The organism is Candidatus Methanoprimaticola sp. MG2, assembly GCF_047501175.1.
In the GTDB taxonomy this organism is placed as follows: Archaea; Thermoplasmatota; Thermoplasmata; order Methanomassiliicoccales; family Methanomethylophilaceae; genus Methanoprimaticola.
Map to the genome: position 1 here is coordinate 1 of NZ_JBEQWH010000004.1, position 25,377 is coordinate 25,377.

Consider the following 25,377-nt stretch of genomic DNA (forward strand, 5'->3'; position numbering starts at 1 on the left):
ACCGTTTCAAATCCACGAGGATGTCTATATGACACCAGAATTAGGAAACACACTAGCCGAGAGACCAGAAGATGGAGTGGTGGGCCCGGCCGGGATTGAACCGGCGACCTTCGCCTTGTAAGGGCGACGTCATAACCACTAGACCACGAGCCCGCGATATGCCGTAGATGGACATCGTATATAACAGAATCCACAGACGCCGATGCACCGCCCACCCTCCGGCTCGAAGCCCCGTCATTAAATAGAAGAATGACATGGAGGGGACTGCGCGATTGTAGTCCAGCGGTTAGGACGGGAGCTTCCCAAGCTTCTGACCCGGGTTCGATTCCCGGCAATCGCACCATCCTTTCTCCAATCCACTGCATCCCGCCCGTATGGCGTTTATAAGGAAAACCCTAAAAGACAGGTCGCCTATCGTCCGCCCATGGATATGCTCGAGATAGACGGTTCCCGCGGAGAGGGCGGTGGACAGATGGTCCGCACATCGGTGGCCATGTCCACGGTCACGGGCATACCCGTACATCTGACCCGCATCAGGGAGAACAGGCCCACCAACGGACTGTCCAAACAGCATGTGGCCGCGGTACGTGCGGTCGCACAGATGGCCGGATCGGAGATAGAGGGGTGCACGATGGGGTCCGGAGACCTCCTGTTCTACCCCGGAACCCAACACGAGTACGACATAAACGTCAACATCAGCTCGGCAGGGAGCATCAGCCTCGTGCTTCAGGCGATGCTGCTGGCCGCACGCGGGCACAAGAAGCGCCTCACCGTCGACATATGCGGAGGGACCAACGTCATGTGGGCACCCCCGATAGACTCGTACTCCACCCTGCTCTTCCCGATGATGAGGAAGATGGGCATCGCCGCCGACGTGAAGATCATAGAGAGAGGATTCTATCCTCAGGGCGGAGGACGCGTGATCGCCGGACTCGATCCCATCGGGGACATATCCCCTCTCCAGCTGGACACCCTGGGTGACCTCAAGGCGGTGCGCGGGGTGTGCTTCTGCCAGCGCCTCTCGGACTGGATCCCGGACGCGATGGTCAAGAGCTGCACCCAGATGATCTCGCCTGTGGCCGACATAGACATAGACATACAGTACACCGAGGGGGATTCCCGCGGGGCCGGCATTGTCCTCGTCGCGGAATACGAGAACGGCATGCTGGGCAGCAATGCCCTGTCCGCCAGAGGCCAGTCCCCCGAGAGGAGCGGGCGCGATGCCGCGAAGGACCTGCTCAGCGAGATGAGGAGCGGTGCCACCATGGACGTGCACACCGCCGACCAGCTCCTGCCCTACATGGCCATGGCCCAGGGGGAGAGCTCGTTCAACGTCTCCAGGATCAGCAGACATCTCCTGAGCCAGATGGACACCCTCGAATCGTTCCTGGATGTGAAGTTCGGGGTCGAGAGGATACAGGACGTGTACCGTTTCACGGTCACACCGGGGGCGAGGCGATGAGGCCGTTCGTCCATGTCAACTGCGCCATGTCCGCCGACGGGAAGATCGCGGGCGCGGACAGGACCCAGGTGTCGATATCCTCTGACGAGGACAAGTCACGTGCGAAGAACCTGAGGAGGAAGTACGATGCCATCCTGGTCGGGGTCGGGACCGTCGTTGCCGACAACCCCCACCTCACCCTGAAGGACCTCGACTACGACACCAACCCCATCAGGGTCGTCCTGGACCCGCACGGAAGGACTCCAGACGATGCACTCGTCCTCGACGACAGGGCCCCGACCATCATGGTCACCCTGGAGTCCTGCGACCGCGAATGGGATTGCGAGGAGACGCTCCGTGCAGGGAAGGACTCCATCGACCTGGAGGCGGTCCTGGAGGAACTGGCCGACATGGGCATAGAGAATGTGCTCGTGGAGGGCGGAGGGAAGACGATATCGTCGTTCTTCAGAGCAGGGCTCGTGGACAAGTACACGGTATTCGTCGGCGGCCTGGTCATAGGCGGCCGTGACTCCCCCACACCGTGCGACGGCGACGGATGGGCATCGGAGGGAGGCATCAGGCTGAGGCTCGCATCCTGCGACGTCCTCGGGAACGGTGCGCTCCTGACGTTCGAGCCCGAGTGACTTCAGTTCTTGACCGATGGTTCCAGAGTGAAGCGGAAATAATTGTTCTCGGTCCCGAACACCTCGTCCGAGGTCACCGAATACACCTTCCCGGTGGCATCCTCGAGTATCTTGCAGAAGAACCCGGTCGCATAGTATCCGAGCGACCTGGCGGAATCGGGAGTGAACGGCAGGTCGTCCTTTATGATGATGGAGAGCGGACTGAGCGAGTACACGCTTGCCTCCCCCAGGCCCATCTTCTTGTAATAGTCCCGCCCGTTGGCAACGGTCTCCTCCAGATTCTTCCCAGTGAGCTTGCCGTTAAGCGCCATGGCGTGGATCGCGCCCAGGATGGTCGCCATGGGCCCGACCGAGAGCCCCATGCCGTCGAATCCAAGAAATATGAATCTGGACAGGGCGTCACGCGTACGGACCGGATCGTCCGCCACCTCCGAAAGGGCATGCATGGCCAGGGTCATGGCCTCATCGGAAGGGGGTTTGGAATATGCGAGCATGACGGAGACCAGGGAGTAGACCTTCCTCCTGCTGTCCTCAGGGTCGTCATGCACCGCGATGAGGTTCTCGCCAACCATCTTGTCCAGATGCACGGACAGTGTGGACTGTGCCTTTCCCGTGAGCTTCGCGAGCTCCGTGAGTGACAGGTTGCGATCCTCCAGCTCATGCAGGATCTGACGTCTGACATCGTTGGTAACCTGCACCAATCCGGTCTTGGTGTAGTACAGCTCAAAATCTATCAGAGGTCCATCCGTCATGGTATGCGGGCAGACATGCCGATACTCATTAAATAAATACTGTCTGAGCCCACGGACCGACACCGTCCGGCGGCAGACGTTTGGAAAGTGACAATCAGGTTAATAACATCCCCGTCGATGCGTCTGGCATTATGAAAGCTGTCGTAGACGGTGTGAGGAAGGACATCAAGGCTGTCTGGTATGAGGACGGAAAGGTGATGATGATCGATCAGAGGGAGCTGCCCTCCAGGCTCGCCATCGTAGGGTTCACCGACCACGCGGACGTGGCCGAGGCGATCCGCAACATGACCACCCGCGGCGCACCGTCCATAGGCGCCTCCGCCGCATACGGGATGTGCCTCGCCGCACTGAACGGATACGACCTGACGAAGGCCGCTGAGGAGATCAAGTCCGCCAGGCCCACCGCGTACGACCTGTTCCACGCAGTGGACTGGATGTGCGAGAGGCTGGAGAGCGGCGAGGATCCCGTGAGGTCCGCGGACTCATACGCACAGCTGACCATCGACAAATGCAGGCTGATCGGGCAGCATGGCATGAAGCTCATCGAGGATGACATGAGGCTGATGACGCACTGCAACGCCGGTGCGCTGGCCACCGTCGATGTCGGCACTGCGCTGGCTCCCATGAGGGCGGCCCATGACGCAGGGAAGAGGTTCTTCGTCTACGTGTCCGAGACCAGGCCTCGCCTCCAGGGCATGCAGCTCACCGCCTGGGAGCTCGGTCAGGAGGGCATCGACCACAGGATTATCCCCGACGGGGCCTCCGCATACTATATGAGCCAGGGCGTGGACTTCATAATCACCGGCGCGGACCGCATCGCGGCGAACGGCGACTTCGCCAACAAGATCGGTACGTTCGACAAGGCCATAGCGGCCAAGCACTTCGGCATCCCGTTCTACGTCGCCGCACCGGTCTCCACCTTCGACCTGAACATGGGGTCTGGGAAGGAGATCGTCATCGAACAGAGGTCCCAGGACGAGGTCAACGTCGTGGCGGGACACAGGATCGCCCCCGAGGGGTCCCAGGCGCTCAACCCCGCCTTCGACGTGACCCCCGCTGACCTGGTGACCGGATTCATCACCGAGAAGGGCATCCTCAGACCCGACGAGGTCGGCGTCATGAGGGATTGACATGGACGAGCTATCGATGAGGACGGAGCTCGTCGAGACCTGTGCCAGACTCTACGACAGGGGCCTGACGGTATCCGCCGGGGGGAACATGAGCGTCAGGATAGACGATGCGATCCTGATCACCCCGTCCGGCAGGAACAAGGGTCTGCTGAGACAGGAGGACCTGGTGAAGGTCTCGATGGATGGCAAGGTCATATCCGGCCCGAAACCTTCCATCGAGACGGGGTTCCACCTGGCGCTGTACAACGCGAACCCGGGGACGAATGCCGTGGTCCACTGCCACCCCCTGAACTGCGTAGCCCTGACCACCCGCGGGGAGAGGCTCAGATGCAACCTCACTCCCGAAGGGGCCCTGCTCCTGGGGAAGGTGCCCCTGATACCGTACGTGACGCCCGGCACACAGGACCTCGTCGATGCCGTCAGGGCGCATTCCGGGGCGGATGCCATGCTCATGGCGCGCCACGGGGCGCTGACGCAGGGCAGGAACCTGGAGGAGGCGTACAACAGGATGGAGGAGCTGGAGTTCCAGGCACGCCTGCAAATGATGTGCGGCGATGCGGAGGACCTTCCGGAGTCCGAACTGAAGAGACTTGGAGTGATCTGATGGTAATACTTGTGACGAAATGGTTCGGCTCGTTCATCCTGGACGAGAAGTCCGGGAGGATCCTGGACAAGAGGCTCATGCCGAAGGACGCACAGGAGGCGGCGGAGAAGCTGGCCCTGATGCAGAGGGGCGGGATCCTCGACGAGGAGAGGGAACTGGTGGCCGGAAAGGAGAAGCCCAACGTGTCCGACCGCAGACAGTCCGAGCTCGGAAGGCCCATGATGTTCGACTCCTCGTTCATCAAGGCGTCGGACTACGGGTTCGATGACAGGTTCATGCACGATGTTATGGTCGGCCTCGGGAAACTGAGGACGTCAGAACCGGTGCCGAGGGACAGGAACCTCGTACAGGCAATCAGGAGCCTGGACGACCAGATCTCTACCATCAACCTGTACAGCGAGAGGCTCCACGAGTGGTACGGCATGCACTTCCCCGAGCTTGCGGACTATGCCCATGACAAGAAGTACGCCGAACTGGTGGCCAGGTTCGGGGACAGGGACTCCATCAAGGAGGAGCTCGGCATAGACATCGAATCCATCGGTGCCGACCTCGACGACGAGGACCTCAGGGCCATAATGGACCTTGCCGACACCCTCGACCGCCTGTACGACGACGAGCTCCGCACGGAGGCGTACATCCAAGGGATAGTCGAGCAGACATGCCCCAACATGTGCGCGATGCTGGGCGGCCCCCTCGCTGCCAGGATGGTGTCCCTGGCGGGAGGCCTGGAGAGGCTCGCGTCCCTCCCATCGTCGACCGTCCAGCTGCTGGGCGCCGAGAAGGCCATGTTCAGAGCGATGAGGTCCGGGAAGCGCGGCCCGAAGCATGGGATCATCTATCAGCACCCCGACATCCACCGCGCGCCGTACTGGCAACGCGGCAAGATCGCGAGGGCGCTGGCAGGGAAGGTCCTGATCGCGGCGAAGATCGACCAGTACCACGGCGAGTTCGCAGGGGACAGGCTCAACGAGGAGCTCCGCGTCAGGGTCGCCGAGATCAAGAAGAGGTATCCCGACCCGCCCAAGAAGCCACAGAAGCCCAAGGGCGGAAAGCCAAGGAACAGAGGTGGGAAGGGCAGGCCCGGCGGAAAGCCGCACAGGCACTGAACCCCCGATGAAACGGCGACAGGATGGTTTCGAGAGACATCCTGCCGCCATTCCCCCGCCATGTATGACGGTGGTGTCCGCACCACATGCTGGCTATTTCTGTCCGCCTCCGTCCCAGAAGGGTTCTGCTACGAAAAACCCCATAAAAAATGCGGGTTTCACACAATATTAATATGCCGAATGTCCCTAAGGGGAGCCAGATAGCATGACAGCTACAAACATGCATATCGACGCTTCCTTTACGGGGGTGAACTTCCGGCCTTGAAGGCCAGGAAGCCATTCAACAGAAGAGTGTGATTCCAATGTGGGAGATGAAAGAGATCAGGGAACTGAAAGAGGGCAGATACGTCAACATCGACGACGAGCCCTGCAAGATCATCAAGATCACGACCTCCAAGCCCGGTAAGCACGGATCCGCGAAAGCGAACGTGGATGCTGCCAGCATCTTCACCGGTGCCAAGAAGTCCATCGTCGGACCTGTCAGCACCAAGGTCCAGGTACCCGTCATCGACAAGAGGAAGGGACAGATCCTCACCCTCAGCGACGACGAGGCCCTCATCATGGACCTGGAGACCTTCGAGCAGATCTCAATCCCCATCAATGCGGACCACGAGCAGCCTCTGGCCGAGGGCGGAGAGATCCTGTATCTCGAGGCCATGGGCAGATACAAGATCATGTGAGGCGTGAAAAGATGTCATACGGGATCGCATACGCCGGCGCGGAGTCCGAATACAACGATGCTGAGGCAGTCATCTTCGGAATCCCGTATGACCACACCGCCTGTTTCAAGGCAGGCGCAAGGGAGGGACCCACCGCCATAAGGCGGGCCTCCTACAATTTTGAGGAGATCCACTTCGAGCACGGCCTCGACCAGAGGCAACTGGAAGTGTGCGACTATGGCAACTGCGACGATTTCATCCTCCCAGAGGACATGTTCGCAGAGGTCGATTTCGCGGTCGGTCCGGCCATAAGGGACGGAAAGTTCACAGTCGCGATCGGCGGGGAGCACTCCATAAACATCCCCATAATCAGGGCGTTCCCCGAGGGGAGCATCGCCCTCATATCCATCGATGCCCACCTGGACTCCAGGGACGAGTACCTGGGGACCCCCAACAGCCACGCATGCGTGATGAGACGCGCCGCGGACCATCTCGGTCTTGACAACGTCTTCGTCCTTGGTGCAAGGGCGATCGGTGCGGAAGAGCTTGACAGGGACGATCCCGTGCCCTTCATCAGCTCCTTCGACATCATGGACATGGGCATCGCGAAGGCCGTCGAGAAGGCCCTGGACTCCGTGAAGGCCGAAAAGGTCTACCTCACGCTGGACATAGACGGCATAGACCCGGCGTACGCCCCCGGGACCGGTACTCCCGAGCCCTTCGGACTGACGCCCATGGACGTCAAGAGGACCATCAACATGATCGGAGACAGACTCATCGGATTCGATGTCAACGAGGTCTGTCCTCCGGCCGACCCTTCAGGGATAACATCCATCCTCGCGGCGAGGATGATCAACGAGGTCCTAGCTGTTCACGCGAAGAGCCTTGAGTGAAGCTCCCGATGAAATCGGTCACCTTCTCCTCCACCTGGCGGACGCGATCCTCCGAGATCTGCGGGTCCGAGGAATCGGCATAGATCCTGAAAAGCTGCTCCGTCGTCGACGCTCTCAGAAGGACCCATCCGTCGTCACAGTACACCTTGAGCCCGTCCGTGGTGTCGATTTTGTAATGCCCCCCGTCCAGCTCCTTGTAGAACCAGTCCAACAGCGGAGCCTTCGCCTCATCCGGACAAGGGACCTTGTGCTTCACGGTGTAATATCTCGGCAGCGATGAGACGAGGGCATTCAGAGGGCCCTCCTTGGCGACGATCTGAAGCATCATCGCCAACGACATGCCTCCATCCCTGCAGAACTGGTGCTCCGGGAATATCATGCCCCCGTGCTCCTCCACGCCCAGGACGGTCGTGCTCTCGAGCATCCTGTGCACGATCGCGTGGGACCCTACCTCGGTGTATCTGACCTGCCCTCCGGACGACTCGACCGTATCCTCCAGGACCATGGACGAGCTCACCGGGGTCACGACCCAGCCCTTCCCGCCGCCGAGCATGCTCCTGGCGACGATGGAACCGGACACGTCCCCGCTCAGGTAGTTCCCATCGCAGTCGACGAAGACGGAGCGGCCCCCGTCACCGTCATGGCCCACGCCCAGGTCCGCATGTACGACCGGAGTGACCGCCATCAGGTCCGCGAGGTTCTCCCTTGTGGGATCGCTCTCCCTGCTCGGGGCACCGGCGGTATCGCATCCCAATGCGACGACCTTCACGCCCAGACGCTTCAGGATCAGCGGCGTGGTCAGGCTGGCCGCCCCGCCGGCACAGTCCACGCACACCGTGAGGCCCGAGGCACGGATGGCGTCCGCGTCCACCTGGGACACGACCGCATCGACATAGTGCGGTATCGCGGAATCGTCCGCCCTCATGCGTCCGTGATCGGACGGAGATACAGGGTCGATGCTGCGTGTGAAGAAGGTCTCCAACGACAGCTCGTCCTCTCTCGTGGCCTCGATACCGTCCTGGAGGATCATCTTGATCCCGTTGTACTCGCTCGTGTTATGGGAGGCGGTGATCATTATCCCGCCGGACATATCGGGGTTGTCCCTCATGTACAGCTGAAGGGCGGGCGTCGGGACCACTCCGAGGTCCACGACATCCGTCCCGACGGCCATCAGCCCTGCCAGGAACGCTATCTTGACGGCATCCGCGGAGTCCCTGACATCGGTGGCCACGGCGACCTCCCCCGGGAACGTGCGTCCCACAGCCTTTCCTAGCTGGAGGGCCACCTCCGGGGTGAGGTCGCGGTTTATCACACCACGGACGCCATTGGCTCCGAAGAGGGACGTGCTCACACCTTCTTCGCAAAATGAAGGATGGCCACCGTGTCAGAACAGCCCTTGCAGGTGTCTGCGGCCATCTCGATCGCTTCGACGATGCGGGACATCATGATTATGGAAGGACTGTCCATGTCCGACTTGAATATAGCCTTCGTGATGTCGAAGTACGAACGGTCTATGGTCCTCTCAAGGTCCCTGACCCCGCGGACGCACTCCATGACGTCTGCGCCTTCGACCCCCATGATGCTGACCGCGTTCGAGAGGTTCCTCACCTCGGACTCGAGGTCCGACACGACCTGTGCAAGCATGTCCCAGATCTCGCGGGGGACCTCCAGTCCGATCTCCTCGACCAGCTTGACGGAGATCGCTGCCTCCTTGCTCCAGTTGGCTATCTTATCGGTCTTGCGTATGAAGTGCATAAGGTCCTCCCTCTCCTGCGCACCGAGCTCCCCGAGACTGATCTGGTTGCAGAGCTCATCCTCCTGCGCATCGGCCTCGTGCTCACATTGGAACAGTCTCTCGATGGCTTTCTGTGCAGATGCAGGGTCGGAATCCCCCATGGCGCGCATGGCGAGACCCAGTTCGGTCACACAGTCCTGAACGGACAGGAACATAGCGCGGAGACCGTCATTGACGACCCCCTCCTTTCTCTTTCCAAACCAACCCAAAAGGCTTGCAGCATCCTTACTCAAGTCTAATCTCCTCCTCTATCCCGCCCTCGGGACGGGGGAACACCACGGTCATCTTCTTGTTGAACACCAGGCGGACCTCGTCGCCCACCTTCGGCACCTCGTCCTCTGCAGGCACGTTGTACTCAATAAAATCACTGCTCTCCGCCATGGTCCTGACACGCCAATACGTGCCGCCGAACACGACGGAACGGACCTTCGCGACCATCCCGTCATTCGCGGGATACACGTGCTCGGGCCTAACGGAGATCACGACGGGGTCGCCAACGCGGAAATCGGTCTTGGACACACGGACCTCATGTCCGCCGCGGAGCCTGACCTTCGTCTTCCCGCTCTTCGACCAATCGGAGACCGTCGCATCCATGAGATTCGTCTCCCCGATGAAGTTGGCGGCGAATACGGACTTCGGGCGACGGTATATCTCCAGAGGGGACCCGGTCTCCGCTATCGCCCCATAACGCATCAAAACTATGCGGTCCGACACGGACATCGCCTCCTCCTGGTCGTGCGTGACATGGAGCACGGTGATCCCGAGCTTCTTGACTATCCTGCGGAGCTCGTACCTCAGCTCCACGCGGACACGGGCATCCAGGGCGGACAGGGGCTCGTCCAGCATGAGCATCTTCGATCCGGATGCCAGCGCACGCGCGATGGCCACCTTCTGCTGCTCGCCTCCCGAGAGCTCCTCCGGCAGGAGTCCTGCCCTCTGGAACATGCCCACCAGCGTGAGGTACTCCTCGGACAGCTCCTCCATCCTCTCCTTGCCCTGGTCCTTGACCCTCGGGCTGTACTCCACATTGTCCTTCAGGTTCATGTGTGGGAACAGGGCGATGTTCTGGAACACGTATCCCACATCCCTGTCCTCTATCGGAACGTTGGTCACGTCCTTCCCGTCGACATAGACCTTGCCCTCGGTGGGCGTCCAGATCCCGGATATGACCTTGATGAGCGTGGTCTTCCCGCATCCGGACGGTCCGAGGATCGTCACATACTCCCCGTTCCCTATGTCGAGGGAGATGTCCCTGACGGCGTAGAAATCGCCGAAACGCATGGAGATCCTGTCAAGCTTGATCCTTGCCATCAGTCCAACCTCATCTCTTCTTCGAGCCCGCACTCGGGCATCGGGAACACGGCGGCCTTCTCGGCGGGCCATGTTATCTGCACCGAGTCCCCAGGCTTGTAATCCTCATATCTCTTGTTGGGAAGTTTGGACGATATCAGGCCCAACCCGTCCACCGACACCTCGACGGTGATCGTCACGCCCTCGTACAGGACGCGCTCGACCCTTCCCTCGATGAGGCCGGTCCAATCCTCCTTCCCGGGCCTGGACAGCTTCGTGAACCCTACCTTCACCGCGATGACCGCCTCGTCCCCCTCGGGGATGTCCGAACCGCGGGCCAGCAGCCTGGCCCCGTTGGATGCCTCCACCTCGGTCAGGCCGTCGGGATGTCCTACTACCTTCCCGGTGAACACGTTGGACCTTCCGACGAAGTTGGCGACGAAAGGCGTAACAGGGTTGTCGAAGACCTCCTGAGGGGTCCCGAACTGGATGATCCTGCCCTTACGGATTATGGCGATGCGGTCCGCCATCTCCAGCGCCTCGTCCTGGTCGTGGGTGACGTGGATGCACGTGAGACCCATCTCCCTGGCCATCGAGCGGAGCTCCTTCCTCAGGTCTATCCTCAGGCGGGCATCGAGCGCCCTCAGGGGCTCGTCCAGGAGGAGCACCTTGGAACCGGATGCCAGCGCACGCGCGAGGGCTATGCGCTGCTGCTGCCCTCCAGAGAGCTCCGCGGGGATCCAATCGGCCTTCTGCTCCAGGTGCACCATGTGTAGCGTGCTCCTGACGACCTGCTTCGCATCCGCCTCCGGCCAACCCTTGGTCTTGGGAGCGAACATGACGTTGTTGTAGACCGTGAGATGCGGGAACAGCGCGTATGTCTGGGTCAGCATGGTGGCGTTCCTCGAATCAGGGGAGTCCATGGTCACGTCCTTCCCGTCCAGAAGGACGCGTCCCGACTCCGGATGCGTGAGACCGCAGATCATCCTCATGCACGTGGTCTTCCCTGCCCCGGTGGGCCCCAGGATGCAGACGTACTCCCCCTCGGCGATGGTGAGGTTGAGATGGTCCGCCGCGACCGTGTCTCCGAATTTCTTGCAAAGGTCATCGAGTACTATCTCAGGCATCGCGTCCCTGCCTCCTGTGGGTCAGTGCCCTGACCGTGAGCATCAGAATGAAACATATTATGATCAGGACGATGGAGCACATGGCGGCCTCGGTGTACTCCCCGGCCTTCACCAGGTCCGTGATGTACACGGGAACGGTGTTGACGGACGATGTGATGGATGTCGTGGCCCCGGTCTCTCCCAGGGACCTCGTGAATGCCAATATCCCTCCGGCCATCACGGAGGACTTGATTATGGGCATCAGGATCTTGCGGAACGCCTGGAACGGCTTGGCCCCGAGCGTCATGGCGATCTCCTCGCACTCCGGATTGACCTCCTCTATCGCACCGATCAGGTTCCTGACGACGAGCGGGTACGTGAACGATATATGGCCGAGGATCACCAGGAGCAGATCCATGCTGCCCTCCGCGACGATGCTGTTCCAGAACAGCGCGAGCGAGAATCCCAGAGCGGTGGTGGGGATGATCAGGGGCACGTTGACGAGCCCGTCCATGATGTTCGCCAGCTTCCCGTTGTGGTTCCTCGCAATGTACAATGCCATCGGCACCCCCAGGATTATGTCCACCACCACGGCGACGCCGGCGACGAATACGGATATCCCGATGGAGCCGAACAACCCCCCGTAGTCGATCTCGGGGATGGGCTGCGTCAGGAACGTGAATATGTAGAACGACGGGACCAGCACGATGAGGATGAGGAACGCGATCGTGAGCACGTCCTTGGTCTTCGGGAGGAATCCGCGGCTCACCTTGCGACCGATGTCCGGCCATACCTTCTTCACCGGCACCTTGAAGCGCTTTATGATCCACTTGACCACGACCAGCAACAGCAATGCCAGGATGATCATGACCACGCTGATCAGGATCATGGCCCCCATCATCTCTCCCGAATCCACCGCTGCGGAATCGTGCTTGAGCCAGCTGATGAACGAGGGCCCGGTGAAGAACGTGCTGTCCACGCCCAGCATGGACAATGCTATGTATGTTCCCCCGGTCTCTGACAGTGACCTTGCGAAACACAGGATGAACCCGGTCGCGAGTCCCGCACGGAACAGGGGGACCGTGATGGTCCTCACCGCCGTCCATTTGGATGCCCCGAGCGTCATGGCCGCAGTCTCGTAGTTCACGTCGATCTGCTCGAGGATACCGGACAGGGAACGCACCATGTACGGGTATGTGAAAAGGATGTGGAGAAGGATCATCATCACGTAAGGGGACAGATCCAGCCCCAGCCCGGGGATGGCCACCCCTTCGGGTGCTCCCCAGAAGATCACGACCGATATACCCAGGACGGCGGTCGGGAATGCCAGGGGGATGTCCAGGAGCGTGTCCAGCCATTTCTTCCCCTTGAAGTTCCTGCGGACCATGATCCAGGCCATCGGAAGGCCCACCAGGATGTCGATCATCGTGACGATGAATGCAATGCTGAACGAGTTCCACACCGCCCCCTCGATCATGGTCATGGTCGAAGGGTCGTTGAGGACGTTGGTGACAAGGTCCCACTCCGTGAAGATCTTCGTGACGACGAATATCGCCGGGATCACGATGACCACCAGGAATATGGTCATCGCAAAGGTCAACCATGCCTTGCGGACCTTGTAATTGCCGGAGAGGTCATCGAACTTCTTCATCAAGGACATGGATGCACCTCTCACAGAACCCGATTGCCGATGTGGCGGTCGATATGGACTTTGTCATCTTGCATGTTAATCGGATCGATCATCTGATTCAATAACCCAGATTTCTATGGAGATATAACCATTGTCCTCTTGAGAATGGGTCTCGATAAAATAATGCTTAAACTAGTGTTCTATATTATTGAGTTTTAACGGGACGATTATTTTTCAGAACATAGAGCGCGTACACCGGCTAACGTCCATGACGTTAGACAGGTTGCATAACACCACCCCCAGTTCAAAGGCTGTCCATCCCAGGAATCCGTCGCATCCTCCATGGATCAGGGATGAGCAATCGATTTTTCATTTACGTCGGAGATAGTGTCGACATCACATGCAGATTCTGGTACGACTTCTGAGATTTCATCCAACCCGTCATCAAAGACTATGACATGTGGGCACCCATAATTGTGTATGACCTTGCAATCCACCCCATATACATGCCTTATGTTCGATTCGGTGATTACTTCCTGAGGCGTGCCCATCTTGTAAACCGTTCCCTCACTCATGAGGATTATACGATCGCAATATCTCGAGGCAATATTCAGATCATGACAAACCATGACCGCCAGCATGTTCCTCTCACGGGTTATGCGCCTCAGCATCTTAGTAACCCCGTACTGATGCTTAATGTCCAGATTAGCTGTGGGCTCGTCCAGCAAAATCGCAGAAGGTTGCTGCACAAGACCCCTTGCAAGCATAACCTTCTGCTTCTGCCCGGCAGAGAGTTCATTGAACGGACGCATAGCGAGATCACTTAGACCCATAGTCGAGATGGTGTCATACACCAGGTCATAATCCTGCTTCGTGACACGCCAGTCGCTATGCGGATGCCTTCCAACCAGAATGGTGTCCACCACCGTCATGGGAAATGCGTCAGAGCCTGCACATGGAACATATCCAAGCTTCTTAGCAAGGTCCTTTAGACGATATTTATCAACATCCTCGCCATCTATCATGACGGTACCTCCTGCCGGTTGCAATATGCGGTTAATGCAGTGTATAAGTGTTGATTTTCCGACACCGTTCGGCCCCAGTATGCCATAAAGCTCTGGCCTACCCATATCCATCGTCACGTCATGGAACACGTCCACCCCTGGATATCTGAAAGACAGGTTCTTGATATCGATGTCCATTATATCACCAAATATTGTTTCTCTGCTTGATTAATAAATAGATGAAAATCGGGCTACCTATAAGGGCGGTTATCGCTCCGACAGGCAATCCGCTCTGAATGATTATCTTGGCCACAGAATCCGAAAACATCAGCATGATTGCTCCGACCAGCGCGCTACACGGAACCACATACCTATTATTGGATCCGACCAAAATCCTCGTAATATGCGGACACACAAGCCCGACAAATCCAATAGTGCCTGAGTAGGATACAACGATGCCCGTTACCGCAGCCACAGCGATCAGACAAACCATCCTAAACACACGGACATTGACACCCAGACATTTGGCCAGATTGTCACCTGCGGTAAGGGTATTGAGAGTCTTAGAAACAGCGATTCCGAAGACCAAGATACATACCGATGTGACTATCAGTATCCATACATTGTCCCATGTAACCCGCCCAAGGGTACCAAGAGTCCATGTGAATATCTCATGCGCGGCATCAGGATCAGCCTGATACCTCACCATGGAAGAGGTCGCCGAGAACAGATACATTACGCCTATACCTACCAGGATCATCATAGTCGGGGTTATGTTCCGCTTCATCACAGTGATCAACACAATGGCCATAGTGGGAATGAGTGAGAATATGAACGCATTCACCATCTGGGCCACATCCCCCTCCAGTCCAGGTATCAGACAGAAGCCCATGGAAATGTAAATGGACACTCCAAGAAGGGCCCCAGATGATATCCCAGTAGTGTACGGATCTGCAAGTGGGTTCTTAATCACAGATTGCATGATCGCACCGGATACGGCCAAGACTATGCCTATCGTTATGCCGCCCACAAGACGTGGAAGGTTCAGCTCAACCACTACATAGTCTTTCATCCATGAGTCGTACGTTCCGTCAAGGGGTACACCCATGATCCGATCCATAAGAACCTTGTACGCTTCAAAGAAGCCTATCTCATACTGGGACGTAGATACACCCCATATGAATATTACAACTGCCGCTGCAACCAAAGTTGCTACAATCACTACGAAACGCTTGCGCTGATTCCTCTGACCATTTGCCATCGAATAGATTTCACAGTTCAAGGCATCACCACATGGATTTCGATCTTCTCACAATCAAATACAGGAATATGGGGGCACCCACGAACGACACAACTACACCGACAGGTATCGCCTCCACATCTGATAACATACGCACGATTATGTCGCATGACAATAGGAAAGTGGCCCCAAACATTGCAGAACCGGGGATAACAAAGCGATTATCGCTGTCGATAAGCATTCTGACTATGTGTGGTGCAATCAATCCTATAAACCCGATTATACCTGCATATGCCACTACGGATGCGACTATCATTGATATGAGGATCAGCAGTACCATGCGCATACGTTCCACGCTGACCCCTAGACTGGTCGCCTGTTCATCGCCCAGTGAGATGATGTTGAGTTTTCTGGACAATACAGTCATAGCTATCGTGCCCAAGATGGTGATTACAAGAGGCACGGGGACACTTCCCCAAGTTATGTTTGTAAGAGTGCCAATTTGCCACTCATACACATCTGCCAGGGTCTCCGAGTCTGTGAAGGTCAGGATGATTGTCGTCATGGCGTTGAACAAAAACGATATGGCCACTCCTGCCAGTATAAGGGTTGCAGGAGACGTCCCGTCCCTAGGAGCGATGAGTACGATTACTAACATTGGAATTAATGCAAACACAAAGGCATTGACTACAGGCGCCAGTCCAGAGTCGCCCGACATCACCGAGATGCCCAGAGTCGCTACGATGGCGACGCCGAAGCATGCTCCCGATGATATCCCTGTAGTGTACGGATCTGCCAAAGGATTCTTCATCACACTCTGCATGGTCGCTCCCGCGACTGCCAAACCAGCACCTGCCACTATCCCAAATATCGCACGAGGAAGTCTGACGTTCCACACTATGTAGTCATCCATCCATTCGGTCGTTCCTTGAATGAAATCATGTCCCGCCAAATGGTTGAATATGGTCCTGTACACATCTATGATAGAGAGTTCACGGCCACCGACAGTGACCGATGTTCCAACCGCAAGAAAGCATATGATAAGACATGCAGAGATAAACAGAACCTTCCTACGAGTGTACTTCCCGTAATCCGCCTCCAGGACCCTTCTGTCAGAACCATCCTCCAATTGGACCACCCCTGCATGCGCACATCGGTAATTATCGCGCCCCCTCTGTAGGGGGCGCTTTGTTTTCAGAAGACGTCCTCCTCAGTCAGGACGTACTTCAGATTTTTGCACTTCTCCTCCGAGAATCCCCAGTACTCCTGATAATATTCCGATATGAACGATTCGGCCCATCCGTTATCGAACAACTCGGGGTAGACATACTGGGCAATAATCGCAGACTTAAGTGGCCCAGGCATCATAGAAGATACGATAAACGCATTCCCATTCTTATAACACTGGAGACTGCTGAAATTGTTCATATGGAATTGATAGCTGGACGAATTTGGCGATTTCGGAAGATCGTCCGAATCATACTTCTCATCAAACCAACTCCATCCGCTGGTACTTCCCTTCAAAATTATCAGATAATCGAGGTCCAAGTTATTCAGCCACGTGTCCGTACCGCCCGTATACTTCAATGTCGTTCCTGAACTGCTTGTATTAGAAACAGGACATGATAGACCCGCCTGCTCTATGATGTCTGTATTCGACGACCCCTTTACAGAGACGTACACACTCATAGACGAGGCAGCTCCTGATTTCTGCTCAACCTCCCCATCGTACACGGCAGACAACCTTTCCTGGGACTCGGTCCAAAATGCATCCATCCATTTCACATAGTTGACTGCGGTGTCCATATATCCCTTTCCGTCAGTATTGAACAAATATCCAAGCATTAACACTGCACAGTTGAACTCGTTAACATCAGACATACCATCCGGCAATTGCACACAGTCTATTCCAGCACCCTCCACCACATCCAAATTGGACAATGTTCTGCTCGAAGAGGAATATATGTATGCAGATACCCCATATTTCGTTACCAGGTTGGATGCTGTATCGACATTTACTCCGGTGGCCTCGTTCCCTATGCGACGATCCTCGGTCATTATGTCGAAGTAGTCCTCGTAGACGTACTTGTCAGACGAGGTGGGTGCAGAATCGGAGAAACTAGATCCGACAATCTCATCATCAATTCCTATCGTTTTGAGAAGGATAGCCGTTGTCTGAGCGGAACACATGACTGCAGATGTAATTGGATAAGTCGTACTGGCGATGTACCTCCCGCTGGGATTCCAATTATTGTGCCAAATGACCACAGGGTCACTAGCGGTGGCACTGATGATCTTCTTTACCTGATCTATGTCATTCTGATCTATCACCCCATCACAGTTTGCATCTGCAAACGGATGGTCAGTCTTCCAATCCGATTCATCTGAGATTATCTTCTCGATAATCCTAACGTCATTCTCGTCTATGTAATAGTCTCCATTCGCATTACCATAAACCTCGAGACTGCTCCCGAGACTTGCTATGCTGTCTTCACTGCCTTTGCTCATCGACGCATAGACGTAGACCCCCGCCGCTGCAACGATGATGACTGCGATGACAGCCACAGTCACAATCTGTTTCTGATTCATTAGCACACCACGGTTGGATGAATAATCCAATCAAATAAAATACATATGCACCATTTTCGCAGATTACCTTTCATTATTGAATAATGACAATGTTACGATTCTGTTACAATCGTCTCGGTTTTAACATTGAATTGTCATTCGTGGGCAAACTGCGATGATCCCCTCAGATCGCGGGTCGTTGCTCCGAGGTCCCGACCCTCCGAAATAGCTGTTCTCGGCCATCTCGCCAACCGACATTGTCTTGCACAGCTCCTCGACAAGCTCCGCATTGCGCTCATCCGTAGCCACGATTCCACCTTCGAGCATGTAGGGGGAGAGATCCATATCAAATGCCCCGTAATATGTGGCCAGAACGCAGTACTGGGCCACCATCCCTGCGATCAGCATGTGGGTGCATCCGAGGTCGCGTATCGTCTCCGCCAGATCGGAATCCCTGAAGGAGTTCATGCCCCTTTTATGAACGATCCGATCCCCCTCCACAGGACCTATGAGGCCCTCGGTCAGCGAGTCGCCGTCCTCCACCTTCTGCCCGTGGGAATCCCCGTCGAACATCACATAGACGATCGGATTGCCTGTGTCCCTGTACAGGCGTATCGCCTCGTTGACCCTCTCCAGATGCGCCTTCGTGTTCTCCCTCAGACCATCGGTCGCATCGGAGAACTTCTTCTGTATGTCCACCAACACCAGCGCGAAACGCTTGTCCCTGTATTCCATTGTCGATTTCATTCCAACATCCCCCTGGACCCAAGAGCCTCCATGTCACCCTCGGCCTCCAGATATAACTCCTTCAACCTCTCCAGAATGTCCTCCGGTGCATCCCAGAGATCACGATCGACGGCCTCCAGCATGTCCTCGATCATCTCCTTGAGGGCATAGGGATTGTTCTCGTTGAGCCACGAACTCCAATCCTCATCCAAGATGTACGCCTCGGACACCTTCTGGAACATCCAAGGCTCGATGCAATCCGATGTAGCACTCCATCCGAGCATGTACTCGGTGAGCTTGGACAGTTCCATTGCGCCCTTGTACCCGTGCGGCCTCAGTCCCTCCGCCCACTTGGGATTCAGAACCCTGCTACGCATCACGTACGCGGTCTCCTCGTCCAACGTCCTGGCCTTCAGACGGTCCACGTCCGAGCTGTCCCCCATGACGGTGAACGGCTTGTGCCCGCCGAACGTCCTCACTGCGGCATTCATGCCGCCCAGACTGTCGTAGTCATCATCGATGTCCAGCATGTCGAATTCACGATCGTTGTGGTTCTTGACGGTGACGTCAAGGGACCCGACCCTGCGCTTGAACGCCGCAGTGACCTTCTCGCCCTTCCACTTTCCTCCGTAGGCATAGGCTCCCCAAGTGGCGTAGGTCTCGGCGATCTGATCCAAGGTGTCCCATTTGGACGATGCTATCAGAACGGACACGCCATTCCCATGCTGCCCAGGAGGGTCTCCAAAGACCCTGATGGACGCCATATCCCTCGCCTCAGATTCACTCATGCCGTCGCTGATGTAGCGGCCCATATCCTCCCTGAGGTGTTTCCTGTAGTAGTTCTGGGTGTCGTCCTCGTCCAGTTCGGATATCATCTCCAGTGCCCTGACCAGCATATCGCTGAGATTGGGGAACGAATCCCTGAACAGGCCGGAGATCCTAGGCATGACGTCTATCCTGGGTCTCCCCAGCTCCCCGATGGGGATGACCTCCATGCCGGTCACCTTGCCTCCCACGGCACTCCATTTGGGCCTCACACCCATGAGGGAGAAGATGTACGCTATGTCGTCCCCGCCGGTCTTCATCGTGTCTGTGGCCCAGACCACTATCCCCACGCTCTCGGGATACTTCCCGTACTCATCCACATAGCGCTCGATCATCTGGTCCGCCATCTTCACCCCGATGCGCCAGCTGGCCTCGGACGGGATGGTGTTGGGATCTATGGAATAGAAGTTGGTGCCTGTGGGCAGGAGATGGGCGTTTCCGCGGGTTGGGGACCCGGAGGGTCCGGGCTCGACATAACGACCGGAATGCCCCCCGAGATAGTTGCGGACCTCGTTGGTCATCCCCTTAATCCCAGGGTAGATCTGGTCGCACACATAGGACACCGACGTCCTCATCCCATCAGAGACTGTTCCGAACATCTCCTCTGCCACGAGAAGACAGGCCTCCTTGTCGAAGGCCCTCTCGTCCATGGCATCTATGAGTCCGTTGAACCTCTCGTCTATCCTATCGATGAGCGTCCCGTTGACCACACATTGGCCTTCGATGGATCCCGATGGATCGTCCAGCAGGATGTCTATGTCCAGACCCATGGACTCGGCCACAGAAGCCCTCAGCGAGGGCACCGACCCGTTCCTCAGCCGACACAGGGAGTACACCATCTCCCTCAGCCTCTCGCCTTCCGGTACCAGGCCCAGGATGTGCAGTCCATCCTTTATCAATGCATCCTTGAGATCCGCCACGTAGTCGTAGATGAGGTCTATCCTCTCGTCGACCTCCTCTCTGGTGCAGTCCTCGTCCAGACCAAGCTCCTTGAACATGTCCAAACCGCGTACGAGCTCGTGGATCCTCTCGTCGAGCATCACCCTCTTGTCCTCCTGCATTGTGTTCCTGGAGTTGAGGTACTCCTGAAGGGTCCCGTCCAGGTCCATCAGCTCGTCGTACCCTCCTGCCCGGGTCATGGACGGGCACATGTATCCGATGAGGACGGAGTTGATCCTCCTCTTGCACTGTATCCCCTCTCCGGGATCGTCGATGATGTAGGGGTACACGTTGGGCATGGTGTCCAATATGACGTCGGGATAGTCGTCCTCCGACAGTGCGTTCCCCTTGCCGGGGAGCCACTCCAAGGTCCCGTGAGTCCCCATGTGGACTATCATATCCGCGCCGAAATCGTTGGCCAACCATCTGTAGTAGGCGAGGTATTGATGGGGCATGACCACACGAGGGTCATGGTACAGCGTCTCCGCCTGTTCATGCTGGCCCCTGTTGGGCTGTATCCCGATGAAGACGTTCCCGTTCCTGACCCCGGGTATTATGAAACGGCCATCATGGACCGATATGGGGCCAGGTGGATCGCCCCAGCTACGGACCATGCCCGCCCTGGCCGTGGGAGACAGGGAATCGTACCAGGCCATGTACTCCTCAAGGTCCATCATGTCGGCGGCACGTCCCTCGATCTCATTCTCTGGGACCCACTCCAAGTCACTGGTAACCCCGGCCAGGACCTCCTCGACGATCTCGTTCCCGTTCTCCGGGATCCTGTCCATGACATAGCCCTCGTCCATCATCGCCTTCAGGCAAATGCGGATGCTCTCAAAGGTGTCCAGCCCGGCAGCGCCGCCCACATGGTCATTGGTCGGCGGATACATGTTCAACAGGATCGCTATCTTCCTCTCCGAGGGGCCCTTCCTTCTGAGCTTTGCCCAGGATACGGCCAGGGAAGAGATGCGCTCCACCCTGTCCCTGACCGAGACAGACCTGTATCCCCCGTCGTCCCCCCTGCTGGTGAAACTGAGGGGCACGGAGATCACCTGACCATCGTACTCTGGCCATATGACAGAGGCCCCTATCTCGGAAGACGTCATGCCGATGATGTCATCCTGCCAGTCCGGAACGCCTCTGGATATGTTCTGCGCCTGGATCACAGGCACACCCAGGTCTATGAAGAAGTTCTTGGCGTCTGGATCCCCGTTCACATTGTTCATGTTGATCTGGGAGAATCCCATGGCCATGACGACGGAGTCGACTATCGGGACATCACCGTCCATGAAGTACCTCCTGATGACCTCCTCAGAGCCCAGACTCCTGGTCATGTCGTTGGGAGATGACACGCAGAACACGGGAATCACGTTAACATCCTTGGCCTCCAGCGAGCGCACGAGGTCGTGTATGGGTGCGACCCTACCCTTCGTGACTGAGACCTGATGGGTCATCACGCCAATGGTAGGCTTCAGAGGATCCAAGGATTCCATATATCCTGCTACGTCCGCATCCTCCGGCCAATCAGGATGACAAAATCCCTCGGTACGGGAAAGGACGGGGTCGGGGACCTCTATGTCAGCACCTCCGAGCTCCCTCTCGATCCACATAATCAGGGACCTGAAGTTCGCATCCCCGCCTATGTCCAAGAGCGCCCTCACCTTTGCATAGTCGGTGTCGGAATGCCTGAACAAACCACGGTTCTCCGCATTGGACTCGGGCAGGGACCCTTCATAGAGTATGTCTGTGCCCACCTTGAAGGCGACCTCCATCATGCGTTGGTACTTCTTGAAATGGGATTCGTCTCCATGAAGGTTGATGAACATAATGTCGCAGGCACGCACCTCCTGCAGAAAACACTGGAAGGATTCCTCGCTGGAGTCCAGATCCTCAGAGTCGGCACAGACTGCCCTTATCCCCACAAGCAAATCGTCCATCTGGTCCAGCGCCCTGCCCAATGACACGCCGTCCCTGTTCATCACACTCAGATACACCGTACGGACCTTGCTGTCTGCCGGTCCTTTCTCATAGATTTCGATCATCGTAAAAACCTCAGCTGTCGATGGCGAGCCGCACAGACCTCTCAATGTACTCGGCATTGAGATCCTCGAGCTTCAGGTAGGTGCCGTTTAGGGCCCTGCAGAGTTCGAGAGCGAGACCGAATCTCAGCTTGCCGCTCTCCGTATCGATCACAATGAATCTGATGCCCGAATCCGCCATCGCCCTGGCAGTGCTCAGCATCTCATCCACCGGCTTCATGCCCGGCGTAAAGGGGGCGTTGCATCTCCCGTCAGTGAGGATGACCATCACCGGACGGGACTCCTTGGAGGAGCGCCCCTTCATCAGGATCTCGTGACCCTTGATCAGGGCCTGTGTCAACGGAGTCCTACCGCCTGTAGGGATCTCGGACAGGACATGATACGCCTTCAGGATACTGCGTGTGAGGGGGAGGACCTCCTCCGCACGGTCGATCCTGAACACCGCCATCCCGATGGAATCCCTCTTCTGATAGGCATCCTTCAACATGGACAGGATCGCCCCCTTGACGGCGACCATGCGCTTCTGCGCCCCTATGGAGCCGCTACCATCCACCATGAACAGGATGTCCCTGCCCTGTCTCTTCTCCCTGACCTTCTCACGAAGATCGTCCTTCTCAAGTACGAGGGCGAGACGGCTGTGATCCCTCACTACCTGATAAGGTGCGGCCGCACGGATGCTGGCGACGAGTGCCACATCCTCGACCCTGCCGTTGGGGATCCTGTATCCGATGCACCTGCCATTGCGTTCATGGGATACGGCCCCATCATGCCTTCCCGAACGGGTCGCTGGATCTGGGTGCCGCTCGTTCGAGATGTAGTCTATGACCTTGAACGTCTCGCCGATGGCGAAGACCTCCTCCCTTGAGACATCGGGGTCCTGCGATAGAGGAGGGGACGGGAGCTCCATGTCCGAAGCGTCATCGCTCTCCGAGGGGTCATCGGACCGGTCGCCTTCCCGGTCGTCGTCAGGACTGTCATCCTGATCGTTCCCGGATTCCTCCCGGTCGTCCTCCGGAGGTTCCGGCGGCTGCCCTGGGTCGTCATCTGCGTCATTCCTCCTGTGCTCGAGACACAGCATCGCAGCCTCCTTCAGGTCGTCCAAGTTCGCGAAATCTCTGCCATCCAGGGCAGCCAGTGCACAAGAGACGTTCATCATCGCGATGTCCCCGCGATGTCCGGAGACGTTGAGCCTGGTGCAGACCTCCGATATCGCACCACAGTATCCTTCGGGCACGCGGGCATAGCGGACCCTAGCGCCTGCGACCGAGACCTTCGCCGCCATCTCCGCATCCTGCTCCGAGAAAGACCTGCGGAACGATATGGGATCCGATTCGAAGGAGAGCCTCCTCTCGACAATGGTCTCGCGGATGGCCTCGTCCTCTATCTTCTCCATGAACACGCATATGTCAAAACGGTCCAGCAGATGGTCGGTGAGTCCCCCCTCCTCTGCATCCATTGTCGCTATCAGCAAGGGTGCGCATGCCAATGTCTCCGAGATCCCGTCCCTCTCGACGACGTTCGTCCTCGTCTCCACCACATTCAGGATCTGATGGACGATGCTCTGAGGGAACAGGTTGATGTTCTCCACCAGCAGTATGTTGCCGTCCGATCTGGATAGTATACTCAGCGATGAGCGCTTCTTCCCATCGCGGATGGTGTCTTCGATGTCCATCCCGCCGAATATCTGATCCTCAGTGGCGTTCAGCGGAAGGCTGACCATGCGCCTGTCCCCACAGATGGACGTGACAGACCTGGCCAGTACCGACTTCCCGGAACCGCTCGGACCACAGATCAGCACCGAAGCTATCTCCGGACAGGACAGTGCTGACACCAACGCCCTTTTAGGCCTCTCGTTGCCAACGACGGCCGAGAATGGGAAGACCCTCAATTCTTCCCGAACGTGCTCTGGAGCCATGCGTCGAGTTCCTCCGTGTTCAGAGTGGAATCCTGGAATGGATTTCTCCTCATGCGGTGGGGCATGACGACCTTGGACACGTGCACCACATCGTGAGGGGTGACCGTGTCGCGGCCCCCGTAAGCTGCATAGGCACAGGCTGCCTTGATGAGTGTAAGATCCGCGCGGTGCCCGTCCACACCCAGATAGAGTGGGATCCTCACGGCCGCATGAATCACGTCCCTTCCGGGCTCTATCTCCCTGACGACGGAACGCGCATCCAGGATCCTGCGGCGCATGACGTCCTGCTCCGGTTCATGATCGTCCCTGAACCCATCGGGATCCTTCTCGAAATCCATGCGGCGCATGACGATCTCCATCCTCCTGTCCTCGTCGTGTTCAGCCTCGACGTCGACGGCCAGACCGAACCTGTCCAAAAGCTGTGGTCTGAGGTCCCCCTCCTCGGGATTCATCGTTCCAACGAGGATGAACCTCGACGGATGGCTGTACGAGATTCCCTCCCTCTCTATGTAGTTGACACCCATCGCCGCAGCGTCGAGAAGAAGGTCGACGATATGATCGTCCAGCAGATTGACCTCATCCACATACAGTATGTTCCCGTTGGCCCTGGCCAGTACACCGGGCTCGAACTTCTTGCGACCGGTGCTGATGGCATGCTCGATGTCCAGCGTCCCGGCCACCCTGTCCTCGGTGGAACTCAGGGGAAGCTCTACCACCCTCATGGGGACCATGGCCTTCTCGAAACGGGATGTGCCCTCCATCTCCAGACACTCAGGACAGAGATCGTCACGGCGGCCCCATTCGCATCCACAGGCACAACCGGCGACAACCTCTCTCTCGGGAAGCAGGTCCGCCAGCGCCCTGACGGCAGTGGACTTCGCCGTACCTTTCTCGCCTCTGATCAGAACGCCTCCGATGAGAGGATTGATTGTGTTCAGGATCAGGGCCTCTTTCATGGATTCCTGACCGACTATCGCGGAGAACGGATAAACTGGCCGCTTCTTTTCTGACATCGGAGGTTCGATATGTTGGAGTATATATCCAGTTGGCTCCGCCCCCGTTATTCATTAC

General features: G+C 57.3%; 21 protein-coding genes and 2 tRNA genes. 8 read left to right on the forward strand and 15 right to left on the reverse strand.

All coding sequences use genetic code 11. The features are described 5' to 3' along the window. Positions 1-77: 77 nt before the first annotated feature. Positions 78-153: transfer RNA gene (locus tag V5D86_RS03720), tRNA-Val, on the reverse strand. 115 nt (positions 154-268) lie between these two features. Between V5D86_RS03720 and V5D86_RS03725 the strand changes: the two genes are divergently transcribed. The 3 genes from V5D86_RS03725 (at position 269) to V5D86_RS03735 (ending at position 2,085) form a co-directional block, all read left to right on the forward strand. Continuing rightward, positions 269-343 (forward strand) — tRNA-Gly (locus tag V5D86_RS03725). 81 nt (positions 344-424) lie between these two features. Further along, on the forward strand, positions 425-1,462 hold the full coding sequence (gene rtcA / locus V5D86_RS03730) for an RNA 3'-terminal phosphate cyclase (protein WP_414595359.1): 1,038 nt from the start codon (positions 425-427) through the stop codon (positions 1,460-1,462). Continuing rightward, entirely contained in the window at positions 1,459-2,085 is a 627-nt protein-coding gene (locus V5D86_RS03735) for a RibD family protein (RefSeq protein WP_414595360.1), read from the forward strand. Before rtcA ends, V5D86_RS03735 begins: the two co-directional genes overlap by 4 nt. A 2-nt stretch (positions 2,086-2,087) precedes the next feature. On the opposite strand, the gene V5D86_RS03740 is transcribed toward V5D86_RS03735, so the two are convergent. Then, positions 2,088-2,837, reverse strand: a complete 750-nt coding sequence (locus tag V5D86_RS03740; RefSeq protein WP_414595361.1) for an ArsR family transcriptional regulator — start codon at positions 2,835-2,837, stop codon at positions 2,088-2,090. 131 nt (positions 2,838-2,968) lie between these two features. On the opposite strand from V5D86_RS03740, the gene mtnA reads away from it, so the two are divergent. The 5 genes from mtnA to speB all read left to right on the forward strand — a co-directional run bounded on the left by mtnA (position 2,969) and on the right by speB (position 7,229). Beyond that, positions 2,969-3,967, forward strand: coding sequence for an S-methyl-5-thioribose-1-phosphate isomerase (gene mtnA / locus V5D86_RS03745; protein WP_414595362.1), 999 nt, complete (start codon positions 2,969-2,971; stop codon positions 3,965-3,967). Between the two features lies 1 nt (position 3,968). Continuing rightward, positions 3,969-4,571, forward strand: coding sequence for a class II aldolase/adducin family protein (locus tag V5D86_RS03750; protein WP_414595363.1), 603 nt, complete (start codon positions 3,969-3,971; stop codon positions 4,569-4,571). Continuing rightward, positions 4,571-5,677, forward strand: a complete 1,107-nt coding sequence (locus V5D86_RS03755) for an NOP5/NOP56 family protein (protein ID WP_414595364.1) — start codon at positions 4,571-4,573, stop codon at positions 5,675-5,677. The genes V5D86_RS03750 and V5D86_RS03755 overlap by 1 nt, the downstream gene beginning before the upstream one ends. 302 nt (positions 5,678-5,979) lie before the next feature. Beyond that, complete coding sequence (locus tag V5D86_RS03760) at positions 5,980-6,357, forward strand: translation initiation factor IF-5A (RefSeq protein ID WP_414595365.1); 378 nt, start codon at positions 5,980-5,982, stop codon at positions 6,355-6,357. Between the two features lie 11 nt (positions 6,358-6,368). Next, positions 6,369-7,229 (forward strand): agmatinase, encoded by an 861-nt coding sequence (gene speB, locus V5D86_RS03765; RefSeq protein WP_414595366.1) that lies wholly within the window; start codon positions 6,369-6,371, stop codon positions 7,227-7,229. Here speB and glmM read toward each other — a convergent pair. The 13 genes from glmM to V5D86_RS03830 form a co-directional block, all read right to left on the reverse strand. Next, positions 7,189-8,580 carry a phosphoglucosamine mutase gene (glmM, locus tag V5D86_RS03770; RefSeq protein ID WP_414595367.1) on the reverse strand — a complete coding sequence of 464 codons (1,392 nt, stop codon included), beginning with the start codon at positions 8,578-8,580 and terminating at the stop codon, positions 7,189-7,191. The two genes, speB and glmM, sit on opposite strands and share 41 nt — an antisense overlap. Further along, complete coding sequence (locus V5D86_RS03775; RefSeq protein WP_414595368.1) at positions 8,577-9,257, reverse strand: DUF47 domain-containing protein; 681 nt, start codon at positions 9,255-9,257, stop codon at positions 8,577-8,579. Before V5D86_RS03775 ends, glmM begins: the two co-directional genes overlap by 4 nt. Then, a complete protein-coding gene (locus V5D86_RS03780; protein WP_414595369.1) occupies positions 9,250-10,335 on the reverse strand; it encodes an ABC transporter ATP-binding protein in 1,086 nt (361 codons plus the stop codon). The genes V5D86_RS03775 and V5D86_RS03780 overlap by 8 nt, the downstream gene beginning before the upstream one ends. Next, positions 10,335-11,441 (reverse strand): ABC transporter ATP-binding protein, encoded by a 1,107-nt coding sequence (locus tag V5D86_RS03785; RefSeq protein ID WP_414595370.1) that lies wholly within the window; start codon positions 11,439-11,441, stop codon positions 10,335-10,337. The genes V5D86_RS03780 and V5D86_RS03785 overlap by 1 nt, the downstream gene beginning before the upstream one ends. After that, positions 11,434-13,080 carry an ABC transporter permease gene (locus tag V5D86_RS03790; protein WP_414595371.1) on the reverse strand — a complete coding sequence of 549 codons (1,647 nt, stop codon included), beginning with the start codon at positions 13,078-13,080 and terminating at the stop codon, positions 11,434-11,436. The genes V5D86_RS03785 and V5D86_RS03790 overlap by 8 nt, the downstream gene beginning before the upstream one ends. A gap of 317 nt (positions 13,081-13,397) precedes the next feature. Further along, positions 13,398-14,252, reverse strand: a complete 855-nt coding sequence (locus V5D86_RS03795) for an ABC transporter ATP-binding protein (RefSeq protein WP_414595372.1) — start codon at positions 14,250-14,252, stop codon at positions 13,398-13,400. Between the two features lie 4 nt (positions 14,253-14,256). Further along, positions 14,257-15,336, reverse strand: coding sequence for a FecCD family ABC transporter permease (locus V5D86_RS03800; protein ID WP_414595373.1), 1,080 nt, complete (start codon positions 15,334-15,336; stop codon positions 14,257-14,259). Between the two features lie 4 nt (positions 15,337-15,340). Further along, on the reverse strand, positions 15,341-16,423 hold the full coding sequence (locus V5D86_RS03805; RefSeq protein ID WP_414595374.1) for a FecCD family ABC transporter permease: 1,083 nt from the start codon (positions 16,421-16,423) through the stop codon (positions 15,341-15,343). Positions 16,424-16,488: 65 nt separating this feature from the next. Next, positions 16,489-17,883 (reverse strand): dockerin type I domain-containing protein, encoded by a 1,395-nt coding sequence (locus V5D86_RS03810; RefSeq protein WP_414595375.1) that lies wholly within the window; start codon positions 17,881-17,883, stop codon positions 16,489-16,491. A gap of 120 nt (positions 17,884-18,003) precedes the next feature. Next, entirely contained in the window at positions 18,004-18,609 is a 606-nt protein-coding gene (locus V5D86_RS03815; protein WP_414595376.1) for an isochorismatase family cysteine hydrolase, read from the reverse strand. Continuing rightward, the gene (gene cobN / locus V5D86_RS03820; RefSeq protein WP_414595377.1) at positions 18,606-22,394 is read right to left on the reverse strand and encodes a cobaltochelatase subunit CobN; all 3,789 of its coding nucleotides are present in this window, start codon (positions 22,392-22,394) and stop codon (positions 18,606-18,608) included. The genes V5D86_RS03815 and cobN overlap by 4 nt, the downstream gene beginning before the upstream one ends. 10 nt (positions 22,395-22,404) lie before the next feature. Then, positions 22,405-24,306 (reverse strand): VWA domain-containing protein, encoded by a 1,902-nt coding sequence (locus tag V5D86_RS03825; RefSeq protein ID WP_414595378.1) that lies wholly within the window; start codon positions 24,304-24,306, stop codon positions 22,405-22,407. Further along, positions 24,276-25,319: an ATP-binding protein gene (locus V5D86_RS03830; RefSeq protein ID WP_414595379.1), complete on the reverse strand. Its 1,044-nt coding sequence runs from the start codon at positions 25,317-25,319 to the stop codon at positions 24,276-24,278. The genes V5D86_RS03825 and V5D86_RS03830 overlap by 31 nt, the downstream gene beginning before the upstream one ends. Positions 25,320-25,377 lie beyond the last annotated feature (58 nt).